The organism is Methylomicrobium sp. Wu6 (assembly GCF_035916875.1).
Classification (GTDB): Bacteria; Pseudomonadota; Gammaproteobacteria; order Methylococcales; family Methylomonadaceae; genus Methylomicrobium.
This window is the reverse complement of the sequence record NZ_JAXUHN010000076.1, coordinates 65,013-84,387: the sequence shown is the minus strand read 5'-3', so window position 1 is coordinate 84,387 and position 19,375 is coordinate 65,013. Positions and strand designations below refer to the sequence as shown.

Here is a 19,375-nt window from a genome sequence, read left to right as displayed (position 1 = left end):
GAGTATTTGCGTATTCATGACTGTATTTATCTGCAAATCGTTCTTTACGTACTTCTTCGCATTGTTCAGTGTTCATTGTCGCTCTCCTTATTTAGGATAGGAAACTCAATGGGCTCAGAGGCCAATTTCGTGGGGACGGAGGATAGGTAATCTAATGCTCCAATTGAATCATATGAGGCTCTATCCAATATTGTCAAGCAACCTTTATCGTTCAAGCGTAGCGCTTGCAATATTTCCCAGTAGTGAAATGGTTTAATTAATTAAACCCGACACTATCTAAAGACAGATTTATAATGTCAACAATCTCCTCGAACACGCCCTCGACGGCGAACTCCCGCCCCGGCATCGCTTCGTACTGAAGCACATCCCCGATCATATTCATACCCTGGACGCGGAACTCGTCAGTCTGGATGTTTATTTGGTCGAAGCGATGGCACCTTATGCCGACTATTGGCATTTCCTGCAAACTTTGCCGGGCCTCGATAAAATCAGTTCCGCCATGATACTGGCGGAAATCGGCACCGACCTGTCGGCCTTCGATACGGTCGGGCATTTCGCCTCATAGGCCGCTTTGTGCCCCGGCAATCACGAATCCGCTGGCAAGCGTAAGACCGGCAAGACCCGCAAGGTCAACCACGTGATCGGCTATCTCCTCTGCGAAGCCGCCAATGCCGCTCGGCGAACCCACAGCGTTTTCCAAAGCTTTTACCAAAGTCTGGTGTCGCGCAAGGGCCATAAGAAGGCCATCGTTGCCGTCGTCCATACTGCGTACGATTTATGTTCTGTTCAACGCTTTAAAAAAACCTTGTATGACGGAATGGGATTGGTTTGTCCTTCTCACAGGCGGCTTTCACGGTAACGAGATGCGGTAACTGGCGGTTCAATTTTTCCGCGCCACCTCTGTATAAGGGTATGTGCAAAACAAACCCATGGGTTATGTACGATACCGCACCGACTGCGTTCAGTTTTGCGGGTATGTTTATCCCGAGCAATCAGAAATATTATTCTGCGCTTTATTCGTAGCTATCTGGCTATGGATAAATTAAACATCAGGAGACACTCATGAACAAAGATCAAGTAAAAGGCCGAATCGAAGAAGCCAAAGGTAAAGTCAAGGAAGCTGCCGGTGTATTGCTGGACGACCAAAATATGGAGGTAGAAGGAAATGTGCAAAAAAACGTTGGCAAGGTCCGGGCTGGCTTAGGCGACCTCAAGGAAGATATTAAGGACGTCATTAAGAAAAACGATTGAAACGACGATTGTAGATGTGTGTAGGCAAGTTTGGATAAGCTTGCCTGCATAATGGCAACGAGATGCTCTCAAATACCTTTCTCACAGAAGATGAACATGAGGCTAATCGGTTTATCGGTGACTGCTTCATATTCTGATCGATGGTTCAAAACACGGTCGATTGACGGCCTCTTACGGAGATGCGCACATGCTTGAAACTTTAGCGATCCTTTTAATTATCCTCTGGCTGCTGGGTTTGGTTTCCTCGTACACACTCGGCGGGTTCATTCATATTCTATTGGTCATAGCGGTCATCGTGATCGTGCTGCGTGTCATACAAGGCAGACGTGTCTAGCGACACTAAGATGCGCTTGGCCAACGCCGTATCGGTCGGAGCTGTCCGGCAATAATAGGCAACCTGGAAGCCCTCATTCCATCTCCATAATGACGGCTTCCAGGTTCGCCTTTAATTTCTTGATACGACCGGATCATGTTTGAATCCGGTCGAGCCGCATTTGGCGCCGGGACTCAGAATGTTTTATAGAGAGGAGGGGTAAGATGAGCACAGTTAAAATCGTGGCAGTCGTGTTGATGATCGCCGGCGTGTTGGGGTTGGTGTATGGCCAATTTAGTTATACCCGGGAAACTCAGGAAGCCAAGATAGGCCCGCTCGAGATGACGGTCAAAGACACGCAGACGGTCAATATCCCGGTGTGGGCTGGTGTGGGCGCGATAGTAATCGGTGGCGGGCTTCTACTTTTTGCGAGCAAGAAGAGCTAGAGGCTGAGCCGATAAAAAGACCAAGGTTCTTTTAAGCCATACCAGCGGCTTGCCATGCCATTAACATTTAAGCGCGCTATTGTTTTGAGAGTTCTTCGGCGGACCTGCCGTCTGCTGTACCGGAAACCGCTCGGCACCAGGTGGAAATTGCCGTTCGGGCGCTTGACTCCGCGCGCCAGGTTGGCGGAACGACTTCATCAGCCAGACGAGAGGCAAGGCTCTGTAAAAAGTTTGAACCGAAGTCATAAGGTTTAGCGCGGACCTCAAGGGTGTAGTCCCGGCAGCAACGTCGCCACGGAATTTGGGGCTTTGGCGCTGGGTGATTTCGCCAAGGATATATCCGATGCCGGCCGCCAGCAGCAAGGTTGCAGGAGCAGACATCTGTTGATGTATCTTCTGTACCAGCATATCAGTGCGAACACCGACCCCCCGCTGACGTTTCAACACCCGCAGCTCCGCATCCCTGATTTGAGCCGTCAGCGACGGGGGCTTAATTCGATTTGGAAGTGTGGCCTTCATCATGATTTCTCCACTTCCTGGCGCCTTGGAGGAATGGGCTGAAGACTGCGGAGGGTCGCGGGGAATCGAAGATAACGGCTCTTGCGGCGTATTACACCACAGAGGATCAGCGCGAGCAGCAAATTGGCAGCGACGGCAAGCAGTATGGCGCTGCTTACCACGATGCCATGCTCGACCAGCATGGCCACGGCGGCGGCCATGAGTCCCAGCCACGCCCCGCTCAGCAAGACGGCCAACATCACTGCCGCTATGATCATGGTCACCAAGCTCTCGCCCGCCCGCCGCGTTTCCAGCGCGGCGAGCCGGAAGCGATCATGGCTTAACCCCAGCAGTTCATGCCATAATGAGCATACATCCTCCAGCACGCCGGAAGCGTTGGACGAAGCTCCGCATGTAGCAGTGCGCTCAGGAGTTTCATCTTTTCCAGCGTTCGCGTCCATGTTGTTTGAAAGCCTAATGCTAACGGCCGCTCAACAGCCTGCTCAAAAGAAAGCCGGCCGCTACCGCGATTCCCAGCGATGTTATCGGATTGTCGCGGATATAACCGCGACAATTCTCCACGACTTGTTTCTCGGCATTTTGAAGCTGCTTACCTTTATCGCCAAGCGCTTCACATGCCTGATTGGTCGCACTGGCGATCTTATCGACCGCTTCATGTGCGGAGAGAGATGCTTTATCTATAGTTTCCATCGTGGCATTCTCCTCTATTTGAGCCGCATGTCATTCTTGACCGATTTAACGCCTGGGACCTTGCGCGCAACTTCGATCGCAGTGTTAATATCGGCCTGGGAACTCACGAAACCGCTCAATTGAACCACGCCCTTGAACGTTTCAACATTGATCTGGCCGGATCTCAGATTGGGCTCATCGAATAACATTGCCTTGACTTTAGTCGTGATGACGCTGTCGTCAACATACTCGCCGGATCCCTCATGTCTTGGCGTCGATGCGCAACCTACGGCAGTCATTAACATCAGGGCCATCACAAAAGCGGAAAAAAATTGATTAAGGTTTTTCATGACTCATTCTCCAGTAACGCGTGAAAAAATAAAATAAGGTTTTGATGACTCAATCTTTAGTTAAGAGGGCCTATCCCGGAAGGTTAAAGCAATCGTCCACCTCCCCGCTGCCGAATTCGCCCTAAACCTTGATACCACTTTAGCCGCAAAAAAAGCCATAGTCGGTACGGTAGCGCACATACAGGCAAGCAAGGTGGATCAGCGGGTTAGCCTTATGTGTGGTGCCGCACCGACGAATCGCTAATGTTGCCGTTAAGCTACTTCTGAGATTTTTTAGCAACATCTGTACTGCGCGCCGTAAATTCGTTGGTTTATCGAGACGGGAAATCAGGAGGCTCTTAGGACTCACAAACCGATTCATTTGCATCTCCGTGTAATTGATGGCGCGGATTCAAACATGAAGTGAGCCAAGAATGCCCCTTGGATTTGGCGACACACTGAATGTGCTTTTACCGATTCCCATTTTTTTATTACATTCAAGGAAACTATCATGTTGAAAAAAAATTTATTCACGATCGCCTCATTAGCTAGCGCGGGTTTGCTGCCTCTGGCGCAGGCTGCCGAGCAATTCCAGGACGACCGTTTTTACATCGCGCCTTTCGGTTCATTCGTTAACTCCGGTGGTGATCGGAATGCAAGCGACGGCTGGGGGGGAGGCATGGGCTTTGGCAAGATCATCGATCAACATTTCAACGTCGAGGTCAAGGGGTTTTACGAAGAGTTCGGCCCCTGGAGCCTGAGTGGCGGCACCGCTGACGTGCAGTATTATTTCTTCCGTGACAAGCTTTCGCCTTATGCGGTCGTCGGATTGGGCGGCATGAACAGTTGTGGTTCTGTTGATTGCGGCGCCGGTTTCATAGGCGAAGCCGGCGCGGGTTTAACCTACGAGCTTCACGACAACTTTCTGCTCCGCGGCGATGTGCGTTATCGTTACAACAACAATTTGAATGCTCAGGTTCAGCCCGGCACAGACGAATTTCATGACATGACGGTTAACGTCGGTTTTGTTATTCCGTTTGGCGCCAAGCCGACGGCCGTCGCCAAGCCCGAGCCCCCGCTCGCTGCTGCTCCGGTTGACGATTGCTCCACCCGCGATTCGGATGCTGACGGCGTCAACGACTGCTTGGATCAATGTCCCGGCTCCATCAAAGACAGCAAGGTTGACGTAAACGGTTGCTTGGTCAGGCTTGTACTTAAGGGAGTCAATTTTAAATACGATTCAGCCGAGTTGACGCCGAAGGCGATGACCATATTGGATGGTGTCGTGGAAAGTCTGCTGGCTTATCCGCAGAAAAACGATATTGAAGTCCAGGGCCACGCCAGTAGCGAAGGTACCGACCGCTACAATATGAAGTTGTCGCAACGCCGTTCAGAGTCAGTGGTTGATTACCTTAAAACGAAAGGAGTGACCAACAAACTGATTGCGCACGGCTACGGAGAAACCCGGCCTATTGCCGATAACAGCACGGAAGAAGGTCGGTCCGAAAACCGTCGTATCGAGTTGATCTGGATCGGCGATTGACCAAGTTTAAAGCCGAAAAATAGGCCGTAATTTTCTCAACGCCATCACCCATAAAACCTGACTTCAAATCGGGTTTTATGTACGGTACCGTACAGACTAAACCTAATTTTGTTGATAGCTTAAAACCATGATCCTAGCGCAATGCGCTTGATTCAAATAGAGCGATTTATTCTTCAAACGTATTTTTTTAATGGGAATACTTCTGTGCATTCGACTCATTTTAAAAACACAATACATAAGGACAAACCCATGAAAACAATCAATGAATACAAGCAAACTCTGTCAGCCCATAAAATTCTTCTAATGGCCTGCTTATCCGCAGTGCTTGGGTTGGCCGGTTGCGAAAAAGAAGGAACCGCGGAAAAGGCAGGGCCAAAAATCGATCAAGCGGCTGAAAAAGCCGAGCAAAAGATTGAGCAAGCGGCTGACAGGGCTGAGCAAAAGATTGATGCGGCAAAGGAGTCATTGGATCGGCAGGCCGGCAGAGCCGGAGACTACATCGAGGGAAAGACAGACGCTTCTAAGGAAGCATTGGAAAAGACTCAACAAAACGTTGATCAAGCGACGGAAAATGCAGAAAAAAAACTGGAAAGCGCAAAGGAGTCGGTGACCGAGAAAGCCCAGACCGCGGGAGAATACATCGATGATTCGGTAATTACCATGAAGGTTAAGGCGGCGCTACTAAATGATCCCTTCCTGAAGTCGTTTCAAATTGAAGTGACTACGGTGAATGGCGCAGTCAGGTTGAGCGGCGCGGTGGAGTCCGAGCAAAGCATCGGAAAAGCGGTAGCACTGGCCAGTAGCCAGCCGAACGTCAAATCAGTGCAATCTGATCTGGTTGTCAAAGCCAGTACACCGAGCAATTAATGATGGTGTATTGTCGATTGATAGCGGTTCTGGGCGTACTGCTGATGCCCGCATCTCTTGCGCATGCCACGGCTCAGGATGATGCTTACATTGCCGGCTATGCCGCAGGCGTGTTAAAACATGACTTAAATCTTGAGATGCCGTCATTAACGGTACGGGATGGCGTCATTACTTTGCCGGTAGGCGGTCTGGAAGCTGCCGACCGAACCAAGGCGGTACAGCTTTTAGCGAAAGTCCCCGGCGTTAATGCGGTAAAGACATCGGAAACGGCTGGCCAACAGCCGATGGGCGGGGCTTCAGGGCTTGTCCAGGTTTCCGGTGATAAGACGGTGTCGGTATCCGAATCCGTTATTTTGCCCACAGGGCTTCTGCCTGCGGGGCATTTATTCAAGCCTTTATTGGCGGATCCGCGCTGGGCGCATTTCTCGGCGGCTTACCGCAATTATCAGAGCGACAATTTTGACGGAACCGATATCGCCTCCGTCAGTTTCGGTGAAACGATACCGTTTTACCGCGGCAACTTCGGGCAATCCACTGCGCAATGGGAAACAGGAATTCAGGCCGGGGTCTTTAGTGACTTCAATCTGGATGCTTCATCGTCTGATCTGGTCAATACCGATTTTATTGCATCCCTCTATTCGAGCGTGCGCGCCGGGCAATTTTCCGCGTTTAGTCGACTTTATCATCAGAGTTCACATCTTGGCGACGAATTTCTGCTGCGCAAAATCAACACGAAATTCGAGCGCGTCAACCTCAGTTACGAAGGAGCCGATCTGCGACTCTCTTATGAGCTGCCCTTTGGCGTGCGCCTGTACGGCGGCGGGGGCGGTCTGTTCCATACCGAACCTTCGACTCTTAAGCCGTGGTCGGTGCAATACGGCGTTGAGTTTCGAAGCCCTTGGCGCATCGATGTTGCCTCAATGCGGCCTGTTGTCGCGGTTGACATCAAGAGTTTTGAAGAAAATAACTGGAATACCGATGTCTCGGCTAGGGCAGGCGTAGAATTCGATAATTTACAAGTCCTGGGTCGTAAGCTTCAGGTGCTTGTGGAATACTATAACGGTTTCACTCCTAGCGGGCAGTTTTATAAGGATAAAGTGGAATATATCGGCTTGGGAGCGCATTACCATTTCTAAGCGAAGATAAGTGCGGCCTGTGTTCAACAGTATCCGGGGGATACAAGTCCTATTGCCCCTGTAATGGCAATTGGGCTTGTACGCCAGCGATTTTCATGGCGGCTTGTTTATGGCTAATCGTAAGTAATTCGCGGATAGCTTAAGCTATCCGCGCTATCCTAGAATCCGTTCGTAGGTTTCTTTATCGGTCCGATAACACCCGCAAGAAGCGGCTTCCAGGCCGACTCGATCGATGATCTTGATATCCCCGCGGCGGTAGCTGATGAGCTTTTTGTTCTGTAGCGAATTTGCCGCTTTGGTGATGCCGACACGTCGTACCCCCAGCATATCGGCCAGAAATACATGCGTGACATGAAAGTTGTCGGTGTGCGCCCTGTCCTGCGTCATCAACAGCCAAGAGGCGAGGCGCCCCTCCACCACATGGAAGCGGGTGCAGGCGGCTGATTGCGCGAGTTGGCTCAGCGACACATAAAGGTAACGTTTCAACTCCCGCTTCAGCGCAGAACTCTGTTCGAGTAAATGAAGAAACGATGGCACCGTGATGCGCAGGGCGGGGCCTGCCCCTTGAACCACAGCGTGAAAGGGCGCGACATTGACGCCCAGTATCAGGGCAATGCCCAGCATCCCTTCATTGCCTACCAGTCCCACTTCCAAGCTGGCGCCGCCATCAATCGGCGTTACCAGGGAAATGCAGCTGCCGGTCGGGAAATAAACATGGGGAACGCGTTCTCCTGCGCGATAGAGCACGTTGGCAAAAGTGAGCTGGATTTGTTCGCACTTTGCGAGCAACTGTTCGCGGTCCTTGCGGGGTATGGAAGCCAGCAGTCGATTGCCGGCGGTGACAGCTTGGCTGGACGGCACGGGCGATCCTCCGGGGAGGTTTAGCGAAATCCGACAGGAGGAATTAGAATCATCGGGTGATGATCATTCCCATGTCAACGATGTTAGGGAGAATGGCTCCACTAACTGAAGGGCTACTCTAATGCAAAAGGTTTACGCGGTCTGTACGTTATCGCACGTACTTACGCCTGATGGGGAAAGCCGAATACGAGCCCGGATCAATAACTCTGCCTGCCTCAAGGGGAGATGCCTTTGCTCTGCTTAATTCAATGATGTTGAGGAGTGTGTGTGTGGGGGGGGGGCGCAGACGATCGGATTCCGTTTTGACGACTTGGTAGCACTCGCAGACCCGCGCTTCCAATCCCGGCCGGTCCAGCACCGTGATATGGCCACGGTGGTATTCAATCAATCCCGCCCGCTGCAATTTTCCGGCCGCCTCCGTGACGCCTTCACGGCGCACGCCGAGCATAGTGGCGATCATTTCCTGGGTTACGGTCAACTCATTCGCAGAGAGCCGTTCGAGGCTAGACAGCAGCCATCGGCAAAGTTGCTGGTCCACCGATGATGCCGATTGCAAACCGCCGCCTGCGCCATCTGGGTAATCAGCAACTGAGTATAACGCAGTAGCAAATGATGCAGCTGTTCATGGCGGCCGAACTCCTGCAACAGTTGATGCACCCGTAGCCGGTAGGCGTCGCCCTTGCTCTGCACTATGGCTCGGTTTGGCATGGTCCTTCCTCCCATGAATAGGGCGACGCCGATAATGCCTTCGTTGCCGACCATGGCTATTTCGGCAGACGCGCCGTTCTGCATGATGTATAACGTGGACACGATGCACGACGTTGGAAAATAAGCGTAACGCAACATCTCCCCAGACTCGTGCAAAACGTCACCGAGTCCTATCTGGATCAATTCCAGATGGGGGAAAAGGCGATTGAATTCGGCTGCGGGCAGAGCATTGAGAAGTTGGTTTTGGTGAGGGCTATGAGGGTCAGTCATATGAATCACTCCTATGTATCGGTCGAGGTCGAATGGCCCCCTTATACGGCCAAACGGATAAGCACCGATAAACGCAATGGGATTTCAGATGTGTTTTTTAACACAATGCGTTATGAATGAATATACGTGCAACTACCTAGACTAGAGTTAAATATAAGGTTTTTAGGGGGGCGGCGCCTTGCAGATTGTCGGTTTCTAAAGCGAGGGGCTATGGGGCCGAGCGTCCGTCTGTCCGGTACCCTCACTCAATAGCGGTATTCGAGGATGAATAAGTCTAATTATCCCCTCCAGGCAATGAATGCCGGGGAATCCGAGAGCTATCGCAGGCAGCGGGCTTATGTACGATACCGTACAGACTGTATCTAAATATTGAGATTAATCTATTTCTCAGTGCCTGCAACGATTAGCAAATGATTTGTCGCACCAAAGATAAATCCATGGAGACCAAAGGCGAATACATAAAAAGTCTGGCCTTATTTTTTATCCTTAATATTCTGATTGCGGTATAACCGCCGGAGGCTTTATGAAACCTATCACGTTAGACTCCAAATTGAGGCTGCTAACCCTGTCGGCTTTCCTGGTTCTGTCGGGTTGTAGTCAATCCCTGATCAAGGATGACACTCGCCCTGTCAGCGACGGCATCACCCATTGCTCCGGATCCGAGTGGGTGGATGATTCTTCCCTGGCCGTGTTGCCGATCCCCATAGTGGCTTTGTTTATGCCTCACACGGACCTTAATGAGATCAAAGGCGATGATTACCTCAAGCGGTGCGGGGAGAGCAACCAGTTGATCAACCGAGATGTGAGCATCGGGCGCGCGATGTGTTTCCCAACCGCGTTGACCCGGATCGTGACGCTGGGCGTCTGGCAATGGTGTCCGGCGCGCGTTTCCTGGGAAGCCGACGTGCTGCAGCCCTAAGCAGCAGGCCGCAGTTCCTTCCCAGCCGGCCTAGCCCTCCCAATCTACAAAATAAACGATGAGGGTAAGCGAATGTCCACGTTAACGAATTTTTCCGTGGAAGCCGTATCTCACGCCAGCCTGCTTACGGATCTCGATATTTATTTGTTTAAACAGGGCAGTCATTTTCGCCTGTATGAAAAACTGGGCTCGCACCTGGTCACCGTTGAAGGCGTGAAAGGTTGCAGCTTCGCCGTGTGGGCGCCCAATGCCTCGGCCATCTCGGTGATCGGTGAGTTCAATCAATGGGATGCAACAGCGAATGTATTGCATCTTCGTGACGACGGCTCGGGGATTTGGGAAGGATTCATTGCCGATGTGATGGTCGGGGCAGGCTATAAATACCGTATAGTTTCCCGCGACGGAAAAATTGCCGACAAGGGCGATCCCTTTGCGTTTTGCTGGGAGATGCCGCCGTTAACCGCTTCCCGTGTCTGGGAACTGGACTATGCCTGGAATGATGCTGCGTGGATGCCGCGGCGCGGAGAGAAAAACCAGCTGAACGCGCCTTGTTCCATTTACGAAGTCCATCTGGGTTCCTGGCGCCGGGTGCCGGAAGACGGCAATCGTTTCCTCACCTACCGAGAAATGGCGGAATGGCTGCCGCGTTATCTCGAAGAGATGAATTTTACCCACGTGGAATTCATGCCGGTGACAGAGCATCCTTTCTATGGATCGTGGGGCTACGAAACCACCGGCTATTTTGCGCCCACCGCGCGCTACGGCACGCCGCAGGACTTCATGTTTCTGGTGGATACCTTGCATCAGCAGGGTATCGGCGTGATCCTGGACTGGGTGCCGGCGCATTTTCCAGGTGACGCCCATGGCCTCGGTCATTTCGATGGAACCTATCTCTACGAGCACGCCGACCCGCGTCAGGGCTATCAACCGGATTGGCATAGCTCGATTTTTAATTATGGCCGGCACGAGGTGGGCGCATTCCTGACCAGCAGCGCGATGTTTTGGCTTGATAAATATCATATTGACGGCCTGCGCATCGATGCCGTGTCGTCGATGCTTTACCTGGATTTTGGACGCAAGGAAGGTGAATGGATTCCCAATCGCAATGGCGGCCGGGAGAACCTGGATGCGGTTTCTTTTCTGCGCCACCTGAACGAGGCGGTCTATCGTGAATACCCCGATACTCAGACTTTCGCGGAAGAATCAACGGCCTGGCCCATGGTCTCTCGGCCCGTATCGGCGGGAGGACTGGGGTTCGGTTTGAAGTGGAATATGGGGTGGATGCACGATACCCTGAGGTATTTTTCAGAAAATCCGCTGAATCGGAAATATCACCACGGCCAGCTTGTGTTCAGCATTTGGTATGCCTTCTCGGAGAACTTCGTGCTGCCTATTTCACACGACGAAGTGGTGCACGGCCAGGGTTCGCTGATCGGAAAAATGCCGGGCGACGAATGGCAACAATTCGCCAACCTGCGCTTGTTGTATGGCTTTATGTGGGGCCATCCGGGCAAGAAATTATTGTTCATGGGCTGCGAATTCGGACAGAAACGCGAGTGGCAGCACGACGAGAGCCTGGAATGGCAAGTGCTGCAATATTCTCATCACGACGGGCTACGGCGTTGGGTCGCTGATCTCAATCGTTTTTACCGCAGTGAACCGGCGCTGTATCTGCAGGACTTTAGTCTTGACGGCTTTCAATGGCTGGATTGCAACGATGCGGAAAAAAGTGTGCTGAGCTTTATACGCCGAGGGCTACACTCGAACGATACGATCTTGGTGGTATGCAATTTTACGCCGGTCGTCCGCGAGAATTATCGGGTCGGAGCGCCGAGCGGCGGTGTCTGGCATGAAGTGCTGAATAGCGACGCCGAGTGCTATGGCGGCAGCGGCGCGGGAAATTTAGGCGCCGTAGAAGCGAGCCCCGTCTCTGCCGGTGACATGTATCATTCCCTGATGCTGCGTCTTCCGCCGCTTGGCGTCCTGTTCTTCCGGCAAGGCAGCGCATCATGACAGGCGCACAACGCCTTGACGGCAGATGCCGGGTGGTTATCGAAAATGTGCAGCCGGCAACCGATTGCGGACGTTTTCCGATCAAGCGCGTCATCGGTCAGAGCGTGGATGTGGAAGCGGATGCTTTCACCGACGGACAGGATGCGCTAGCCTGTGTGTTGCGCTACCGGCACGCATCGGAAACCGGTTGGCGCGAGGTCGCCATGGCGCCGTTGGGTAATGACCGTTGGCGTGCATCGTTCCAGGTTACCGAACTTGGTCGTTATGTCTATACCGTTACCGCCTGGATTGATGGTTTTTTTTCCTGGCGGCAAGAATTTATGCGTCGTGGCGATGCGGCGGATATCGCCATGGCGCTTCAGGCCGGCGGGGAGCTGGTGGTAGAGGCTGCGGCGCGCGCAGCCGGCGAAAATAAGTTGCAGCTACAGCAGTTTGCCGAATCATTGCGAACTGCCAAACCGGATGCAGGCTCCGCAGCGGCGCTTTCCGAAAACCTGGCGAGCCTGATGCGGCGCCATTCGGATCGAAGCCTGGCTACGGATTATCCTGGGTTGCTAAGCCTATGGGCAGAGCCGGCAAAGGCACGGTACAGCACATGGTACGAATTTTTTCCTCGCTCCTGCGTGGAAGAGGGCATGCATCACGGCACCTTCGCCGAATGCGAAAAGCGCTTGCCTTATGTGGCGGCGATGGGATTCGACGTGGTGTATTTGCCGCCTATCCATCCGATCGGGCTGACTAAACGCAAAGGATCTAATAACGCGCCGGTAGCGGCCGAGACCGATGTGGGCAGTCCGTGGGCGATAGGTTCGGCGGATGGCGGCCACAAATCGATCGATCCGCAACTGGGCACGCTGGACGACTTCAGGAGCCTGGTGATGAAGGCGCATGAACTGGGTATTGATATCGCGCTGGACATCGCCTTCCAGTGTTCTCAGGATCATCCCTATGTGCACGAGCATCCGGAATGGTTCCGCCGTCGAGCGGACGGCAGTATCCAGTATGCCGAGAATCCGCCGAAGAAATACGAGGACATTGTCCCGTTCAATTTTGAAAGCGGCGCCTGGAATGAGTTGTGGCAGGAACTGCTGGATGTGTTCCTGTTCTGGATCGGGCAGGGGGTGCACATATTCCGTGTCGACAACCCGCACACCAAACCGTTTCCGTTTTGGGAATGGCTGATAGGCGAGGTGAAGCGCGGGCACCCCGAGACGATTTTTCTGGCCGAAGCCTTTACCCGTCCGAAAATCATTTACCGTCTTGCCAAGCTGGGCTTCAGCCAGTCCTACAATTATTTTCCGTGGCGCAATACGAAAAGCGAACTCGAAACCTATTTCGCCGAACTCACCCGCACGGACGTGCGGGAATATTTCCGGCCCAATCTGTGGCCGAATACCCCCGACATCCTGCCCGAGTCTTTGCAATTCGGAGGCCGCCCGGCGTTTATGATGCGCCTGGTGCTGGCGGCCACGCTGGGAGCGAATTATGGCATCTATGGACCGGCCTACGAGTTGATGGAGGCTGTTCCTCGCGAGGCTGGCGCAGAAGAATATCTCGATTCCGAGAAATACCAAGTGCGCCGCTGGGAGCTTGACCGTGCAGACAGCTTGAAGGATTTTATCGCGCGGGTAAACCGCATACGCCGGGAAAATCCGGCATTGCAGCAGGATCATCGTCTGACCTTTTTTGCGGTGGACAATGAGAATCTGCTTTGTTACGCAAAAACCACGGAGGATAATGCTGAAATCATCCTGGTGGTAGCCAATCTGGATCCGCATCATACCCAGACCGGCTGGGTCACGCTGTCCCCGGATGTGCTTGGCCTGGAAGCCCGCCCTTATCAAATGCATGATCAACTGACGGGCGCCCGCTATTTGTGGAATGGTGCGCGCAACTTCGTTGAGATCAATCCATGGGTAGCGCCGGCGCATATTTTCAAATTGCGTCGGCGTGTACGTACCGAACACGACTTCGATTACTTTCTGTAAGAGGGAACCATGAGCGAGACAAAAGTCAGCGAGATAAACAAAACGCTCGTGGAAAACAAGCAATGGATGGACGATCCGCTCTGGTATAAAGACGCCGTTATTTACGAACTGCACGTCAAAGCATTTTTTGACAGCGACAATAATGGCGTCGGAGATTTTGCCGGCCTGATCCAGAAGCTCGATTATCTCCAGGATTTAGGGGTGAACACGCTCTGGTTGTTGCCCTTCAACCCTTCTCCGATGCGCGACGATGGTTATGATATCGCCGATTATGGCAAAGTCCATTCCGCTTACGGGACCATGGCCGATTTCAGGCAGTTCGTGAAGGATGCGCATCGCCGCCATCTAAAGGTCATTACCGAGCTGGTCATTAATCACACCTCCGATCAGCATCCCTGGTTTCAAGCTGCTCGGAGAGCGCCAGCAGGTTCCAGCAAGCGCAATTTCTACGTATGGAGTGATACCGACCGGAAGTTTCCCGAAACGCGGATTATTTTCACCGATAGCGAGAAATCCAACTGGAGCTGGGATGAGGAAGCCCATGCCTATTATTGGCATCGCTTTTTCTCCCATCAACCGGACCTCAACTTCAATAACCCGCAGGTGGTGAAGGCGGTTATCAAATTGATGCGTTTTTGGCTGGACCATGGCGTTGACGGCGTGCGTTTGGACGCGATTCCCTATCTGTGCGTGCGTGAGGGCACCCAGAACGAAAACCTGCCCGAAACGCATGCCGTGATCAAACAAATGCGCGCGATACTCGATCAGCACTATCCAAACCGCGTGTTTCTCGCCGAAGTCAATCAGTGGCCGGAAGACGTGCGCGACTACTTCAGTGAAGGCGATGAATGCCACATGGCTTACCACTTTCCCCTGATGCCGCGTATGTACATGGCGATTGCTCAGGAAGATCGACATCCGATCGTGGACATTATCCGCCAGACGCCGGACATACCGGAAACCTGCCAATGGGCTATTTTTTTGCGCAATCACGACGAGTTGACCCTGGAGATGGTCACTGACAAAGAACGTGACTATATGTACCAGATGTATGCCGGCGATCCGCTCTCTCGGCTGAACATCGGCATCCGCCGCCGGCTGGCGCCGTTGATGGACAATGAGAATAACAAAATCCGCTTGATGAACAGTTTGCTGCTGTCCCTGGTGGGCTCGCCCATCATCTATTACGGTGATGAAATCGGTATGGGGGACAATTTCTTTCTGGGCGACCGTAACGGTGTACGCACCCCCATGCAGTGGAGTCCGGACCGCAATGCCGGCTTCTCCCGCGCCGACCCGCAACGCCTGTATCTGCCTCCTATCATGGATCCGGTATATGGCTACGGGGCGGTCAATGTGGAGGCTCAGCTGCGCGAGCGAGCTTCGTTGTTGAACTGGATGCAGCGCGTGCTGGCGGTGCGTAAAAATCATCCGGCATTCGGGCGCGGAAAACTGGTGTTTTTACACCCCGGCAATCGAAAGATACTCGCCTATCTCAGAACATACGAAGACGACATTATTCTTTGCGTTAGCAATCTGTCACGCGCCGCGCAAGCGGTCGAACTCGATCTTTCACCGTATAAGGGCTGCGTGCCGGTGGAATTGATGGGGCGCTCGGCTTTTCCTCCCATAGGAGAATTGCCCTATGTGCTCACCTTGCCCGGCCATAACTTCTACTGGTTTCGGCTGGCCAGGGGCGAAGAACTTCCTGCCTGGTATGGCGAACACTTACCGCCCGAGGAGTTGCCGACGCTGGTGCTGTTCGATGGTTGGCGCAGTTTGTTCCGGGACAGGGTTGTGCCCTGGCGTATTGCGATGGCCGAGAAGTTGCGTATCCTGCTCGAACAAGACGCATTGCCGCGCTTTGTCGCCGCGCAACGCTGGTTTGGAGGCAAGGGTGAGGCGATAAGCCGCGTGGTCATCAGCGATTATGCCGAATGGGGTGGTCAGGTCGATAACTGGCTGGTAGCCCTGTTCCGCATCGAAGCTGCGGCCGGAGAGCCGATGAACTGTTTTTTGCCCCTCGCATTGGCATGGGAAAATGGGAATCCGGAGCGCCTGCGCGCGATGTCGGCGACTACCGTCGCCAAAGTGCGCCGGCAGGCGCAGGTTGGAATCCTGGGCGATGCGTTTGCAGACGCGGCGTTTTGCCGGGCGCTGGTACAGGCCATCGGTGCGAATCAAACCCTACCTTGCGAACAGGGCGTGATCCGCTTTTCGTCCACCAGTGCTTATGCGGCTCTAGCCGTTAATGCATCCGTCGACTTGCCGGTAAGGCCTGCCGCCATGCAGGGCAGCAATACCGCCGTTGTACTGGGTGAGCGGCTATTCCTGAAAGGCTATCGGCATCTACAAGTCGGCATCCAACCCGAGTTAGACATCGGACGTTTTTTAACCGAGGTAGCCAGATTTCCTCATATGGCGGCAGTGGCCGGCGCAGTCGAATATGAGGCCGGCGACGGAAACTGCATGACGCTTGCCTTGCTGCAGGGCTATGTCGAAAACCAGGGCGATTGCTGGAGCTACACCCTGGATTACCTGCGGCGTTTCCTGGAGCAATACCACGCAACAGCCGCACAGCCGATCCCCGCGGCGCAAGCCCATGGCGCCTATCTGGTTTTGATGCGCACGCTCGGTCAGCGTACAGGTGAACTGCACAATGCGCTGGCTATTGCAACGGGTGATTCCGCCTTCGATCCAGAACCGGTAACCGACACCGATCTCGCGGACTGGGTACTACGGGTGCAAGCGGAGGCGGCAGCCACGCTGGCTCAGCTCGAACGGCGGCAGGAAGGACTTGCCGGGAAAGTTCGCGAGATAACACAAACCTTGCTCGCCCAGCGAAATACCCTTGCGGGCCGTCTCCAGAGATGTGTTTCCGGACAACTTAAAGCCGTCAAGACTCGCTACCATGGCGATTATCATCTGGGGCAAGTCCTGCTCATCAAGAATGATTTTGTGATCATCGATTTTGAGGGCGAGCCGACACGCCTGCTCGCCGAGCGTCGCCACAAACACTCTCCCTTGAGGGATGTGGCCGGCATGCTGCTTTCGTTTAACTATGCCGCGCAAACCGCATTTGCGCACTACAGCTCCGAAAACACCGAGGACTCCGCTAGGTTTGAGTCTTTGCTGCGCGACTGGGAAGTAGAGGTTGAGCGAGTTTTCATCAAAGCCTACGATGAAACGGTGCGCGGTTCCGGCTTGATCGCGCCGCAGTCAAGTCTGTGCGGCTTGCTCGACCTGTTCCTGCTGGAAAAGGCGTTTTACGAGGTGCGTTACGAACTCGACAATCGACCGGATTGGGTCGTCATGCCGTTGCGCGGCATCCTGTCGCTTTTAAGGTGAATCATTCAGACGAGGAGATTCAAGATGGCTAAGACAATAACAGCGGTATGGCCGGGGCGGCCCTATCCGCGCGGTGCCCATTGGGACGGCGAAGGGGTGAATTTTGCCATTTTTTCCGAACATGCCGATAAAGTCGAGTTATGTTTGTTCGATGCCAAGGGCAAGAACGAAGTCCAGCGCGTCGAACTCAAAGAGCGTAGCGATCTGGTCTGGCACTGCTATCTGCCCGAGGCCCGTCCCGGACTGCTTTATGGTTTTAGGGTGCATGGACCTTACCGTCCTCAGGAGGGGCATAGGTTCAATCCGAACAAGCTGCTGATAGAGCCCTATGCAAAAGATATCGTGGGGACGCCGCTCTGGAGCGACGCCCATTTCGGCTATCGCATCGGCGCCAAGGACGACGATCTTTCTTTTAGTCGTCGCGACAATGCCAATGTGATGCCGAAGTGCCGGGTGATCGATCAGGCTTTCGCCTGGGGCAATGATCATCCCCCCGACATTCAATGGTGCGATATGGTGATTTATGAGCTGCATGTCAAAGGCTTTACCATGCAACATCCCGATATTCTGCCCAAGTTGCGCGGCACCTATGCCGGATTGGCGATGGACCCCGTCATCGAGCATCTCCAGCGGCTAGGCGTGACGACCGTCGAACTGATGCCGGTGCATGCTTTTCTTGATGATCGCCATCTGGTCGAACGCGGCATGCGCAATTACTGGGGATACAACTCCATAGGCTTTCTGGCGCCCGATTCCCGTTATTCGGCCAGCGGCCAGGTCAGTGAATTTAAAACCATGGTAAAGACACTGCATAAAGCCGGTATTGAAGTGATTCTGGATGTGGTGTACAACCATACCGCCGAAGGCAATCAACTGGGGCCGACACTGTCCTTCCGAGGTATCGACAATGCGTCCTACTATCGCCTGGCCGGTGATAATCCACGCTTTTACATGGATTACACCGGCTGCGGCAATACCCTGGACATGCAACAATCCTGCGTGCTGCAATTGATGATGGATAGCCTGCGTTACTGGGTGCTGGAAATGCATGTGGACGGCTTCCGTTTTGATCTGGCGTCCTCACTGGCACGGGAGTTACACGAAGTGAACCAGCTTGGCACCTTCTTCAACACCATCCGCCAGGATCCCGTGCTGAGCACCATCAAGTTGATCGCCGAACCCTGGGATCTGGGCGAAGGCGGCTATCAAGTAGGAAATTTCCCGCTGGGCTGGTCGGAATGGAACGATAAGTATCGCGATTGTATTCGTGCCTACTGGAAAGGCGACGAAGGGTTGATCGGGGAGCTGGCGCAACGCTTGACCGGATCCAGCGACCTGTACGAACGCAGTGGGCGGACTCATGCCAGCATCAATTTCCTCAGTGCGCACGACGGCTTTACCTTGCATGACCTGGTGACCTACGATAATAAACACAACGAGGCCAACCAAGAAGATAATGCCAGTGGTAGCGACAATAACCATTCCTGGAATTGCGGCGTCGAGGGAGAAACCGACGATCCGGCGATCAATGCCTTGCGTGCCCGGCAAAAGCGCAATCTTCTTGCTACGCTGCTGTTTTCACAGGGGGTTCCGATGCTGCAGGCAGGCGACGAGATCGGGCGTACGCAGCAGGGTAATAACAATGCCTATTGTCAGGACAACGCGATTAGCTGGCTCTCCTGGGAACTGAAGAAACAGGACCGGGATTTGCTTGCATTCACCCAACATATTATCGGCTTGCGCAATCAGCATCCCTTGTTTCGGCGACGTTATTTTTTTCAGGGAAGCCCCAATTACGGCGGCGAAATCAAAGATATCGTCTGGCTCAATTCCGATGGTTCCGAAACTAAAGATGACGACTGGAATCAGGCATCTTCGCATTGTCTGGGCGTTTATTTTGCCGGCGGTAAACTGGTCGAAACCGACGGGCGCGGACGGCGTCTGAAGGACAATAATCTCTTGTTGCTTCTGAATGCTTATCATGAGGAGATCGCATTCATGTTGCCGCAATTCGAGGATCATGAGCATTGGGAAGTGCTGCTCGACACGCGGGATGCTATCGGTACGCCGGATGTTACACGTTACAAGGCGGAGCAAGCTTATCCCTTGGGCGGACGGTCGCTGGTGCTGCTGAAACAGGCATAGACGACATGAAACGTGTGGATGAAATGCCATTTGGGTTGAGGAAGTGCGGG

General features: G+C 53.4%; 18 protein-coding genes and 1 pseudogene. 11 read left to right on the top strand and 8 right to left on the bottom strand.

Annotated features, from left to right (window positions below; all coding sequences use genetic code 11):
• Positions 1 to 256: 256 nt before the first annotated feature.
• Both U2W12_RS10805 and U2W12_RS10800 read right to left on the bottom strand, forming a co-directional pair.
• A complete protein-coding gene (locus U2W12_RS10805) occupies positions 257 to 553 on the bottom strand; it encodes a hypothetical protein (RefSeq protein WP_326500689.1) in 297 nt (98 codons plus the stop codon).
• 6 nt (positions 554 to 559) lie between these two features.
• Positions 560 to 763, bottom strand: a complete 204-nt coding sequence (locus tag U2W12_RS10800) for a hypothetical protein (protein WP_326500688.1) — start codon at positions 761 to 763, stop codon at positions 560 to 562.
• A gap of 299 nt (positions 764 to 1,062) precedes the next feature.
• Here U2W12_RS10800 and U2W12_RS10795 point away from each other — a divergent pair, with 299 nt between their 5' ends.
• From U2W12_RS10795 to U2W12_RS10785, 3 genes are all read left to right on the top strand, one after another.
• Positions 1,063 to 1,251 carry a CsbD family protein gene (locus U2W12_RS10795; protein ID WP_326500687.1) on the top strand — a complete coding sequence of 63 codons (189 nt, stop codon included), beginning with the start codon at positions 1,063 to 1,065 and terminating at the stop codon, positions 1,249 to 1,251.
• Positions 1,252 to 1,438: 187 nt separating this feature from the next.
• A complete protein-coding gene (locus U2W12_RS10790; protein ID WP_326500686.1) occupies positions 1,439 to 1,585 on the top strand; it encodes a lmo0937 family membrane protein in 147 nt (48 codons plus the stop codon).
• 203 nt (positions 1,586 to 1,788) lie between these two features.
• Complete coding sequence (locus tag U2W12_RS10785) at positions 1,789 to 2,010, top strand: hypothetical protein (protein WP_326500685.1); 222 nt, start codon at positions 1,789 to 1,791, stop codon at positions 2,008 to 2,010.
• A 60-nt stretch (positions 2,011 to 2,070) separates the two neighbouring features.
• On the opposite strand, the gene U2W12_RS10780 is transcribed toward U2W12_RS10785, so the two are convergent.
• From U2W12_RS10780 to U2W12_RS10765, 4 genes are read right to left on the bottom strand one after another with little or no spacing between them, the layout of a single operon-like run.
• Positions 2,071 to 2,532 (bottom strand): hypothetical protein, encoded by a 462-nt coding sequence (locus tag U2W12_RS10780; protein WP_326500684.1) that lies wholly within the window; start codon positions 2,530 to 2,532, stop codon positions 2,071 to 2,073.
• Positions 2,529 to 2,969 carry a phage holin family protein gene (locus U2W12_RS10775; protein WP_326500683.1) on the bottom strand — a complete coding sequence of 147 codons (441 nt, stop codon included), beginning with the start codon at positions 2,967 to 2,969 and terminating at the stop codon, positions 2,529 to 2,531. Before U2W12_RS10775 ends, U2W12_RS10780 begins: the two co-directional genes overlap by 4 nt.
• A gap of 19 nt (positions 2,970 to 2,988) precedes the next feature.
• On the bottom strand, positions 2,989 to 3,219 hold the full coding sequence (locus U2W12_RS10770) for a DUF883 domain-containing protein (protein WP_326500682.1): 231 nt from the start codon (positions 3,217 to 3,219) through the stop codon (positions 2,989 to 2,991).
• A gap of 14 nt (positions 3,220 to 3,233) precedes the next feature.
• Positions 3,234 to 3,548 (bottom strand): BON domain-containing protein, encoded by a 315-nt coding sequence (locus U2W12_RS10765; protein WP_326500681.1) that lies wholly within the window; start codon positions 3,546 to 3,548, stop codon positions 3,234 to 3,236.
• 490 nt (positions 3,549 to 4,038) lie between these two features.
• Here U2W12_RS10765 and U2W12_RS10760 point away from each other — a divergent pair, with 490 nt between their 5' ends.
• From U2W12_RS10760 to U2W12_RS10750, 3 genes are all read left to right on the top strand, one after another.
• Complete coding sequence (locus U2W12_RS10760; RefSeq protein ID WP_326500680.1) at positions 4,039 to 5,070, top strand: OmpA family protein; 1,032 nt, start codon at positions 4,039 to 4,041, stop codon at positions 5,068 to 5,070.
• A gap of 249 nt (positions 5,071 to 5,319) precedes the next feature.
• Complete coding sequence (locus tag U2W12_RS10755) at positions 5,320 to 5,937, top strand: BON domain-containing protein (RefSeq protein WP_326500679.1); 618 nt, start codon at positions 5,320 to 5,322, stop codon at positions 5,935 to 5,937.
• A complete protein-coding gene (locus tag U2W12_RS10750) occupies positions 5,937 to 7,073 on the top strand; it encodes a DUF1207 domain-containing protein (protein WP_326500678.1) in 1,137 nt (378 codons plus the stop codon). The genes U2W12_RS10755 and U2W12_RS10750 overlap by 1 nt, the downstream gene beginning before the upstream one ends.
• Before the next feature lie 153 nt (positions 7,074 to 7,226).
• Here U2W12_RS10750 and U2W12_RS10745 read toward each other — a convergent pair whose 3' ends face one another.
• Complete coding sequence (locus U2W12_RS10745) at positions 7,227 to 7,934, bottom strand: Crp/Fnr family transcriptional regulator (RefSeq protein ID WP_326500677.1); 708 nt, start codon at positions 7,932 to 7,934, stop codon at positions 7,227 to 7,229.
• A gap of 148 nt (positions 7,935 to 8,082) precedes the next feature.
• Positions 8,083 to 8,912, bottom strand: a pseudogene (locus tag U2W12_RS10740) (Crp/Fnr family transcriptional regulator).
• A 523-nt stretch (positions 8,913 to 9,435) separates the two neighbouring features.
• On the opposite strand from U2W12_RS10740, the gene U2W12_RS10735 reads away from it, so the two are divergent.
• The 5 genes from U2W12_RS10735 (at position 9,436) to glgX (ending at position 19,325) form a co-directional block, all read left to right on the top strand.
• Complete coding sequence (locus U2W12_RS10735) at positions 9,436 to 9,831, top strand: hypothetical protein (protein ID WP_326500676.1); 396 nt, start codon at positions 9,436 to 9,438, stop codon at positions 9,829 to 9,831.
• A gap of 72 nt (positions 9,832 to 9,903) precedes the next feature.
• Positions 9,904 to 11,844, top strand: coding sequence for a 1,4-alpha-glucan branching protein GlgB (gene glgB, locus U2W12_RS10730; RefSeq protein WP_326500675.1), 1,941 nt, complete (start codon positions 9,904 to 9,906; stop codon positions 11,842 to 11,844).
• Positions 11,841 to 13,832, top strand: coding sequence for an alpha-1,4-glucan--maltose-1-phosphate maltosyltransferase (locus U2W12_RS10725; protein ID WP_326500674.1), 1,992 nt, complete (start codon positions 11,841 to 11,843; stop codon positions 13,830 to 13,832). The genes glgB and U2W12_RS10725 overlap by 4 nt, the downstream gene beginning before the upstream one ends.
• 9 nt (positions 13,833 to 13,841) lie before the next feature.
• Positions 13,842 to 17,180, top strand: a complete 3,339-nt coding sequence (treS, locus tag U2W12_RS10720) for a maltose alpha-D-glucosyltransferase (RefSeq protein WP_326500673.1) — start codon at positions 13,842 to 13,844, stop codon at positions 17,178 to 17,180.
• Positions 17,181 to 17,204: 24 nt separating this feature from the next.
• Positions 17,205 to 19,325: a glycogen debranching protein GlgX gene (gene glgX, locus U2W12_RS10715; protein ID WP_326500672.1), complete on the top strand. Its 2,121-nt coding sequence runs from the start codon at positions 17,205 to 17,207 to the stop codon at positions 19,323 to 19,325.
• The last annotated feature ends 50 nt before the right edge of the window (positions 19,326 to 19,375 follow it).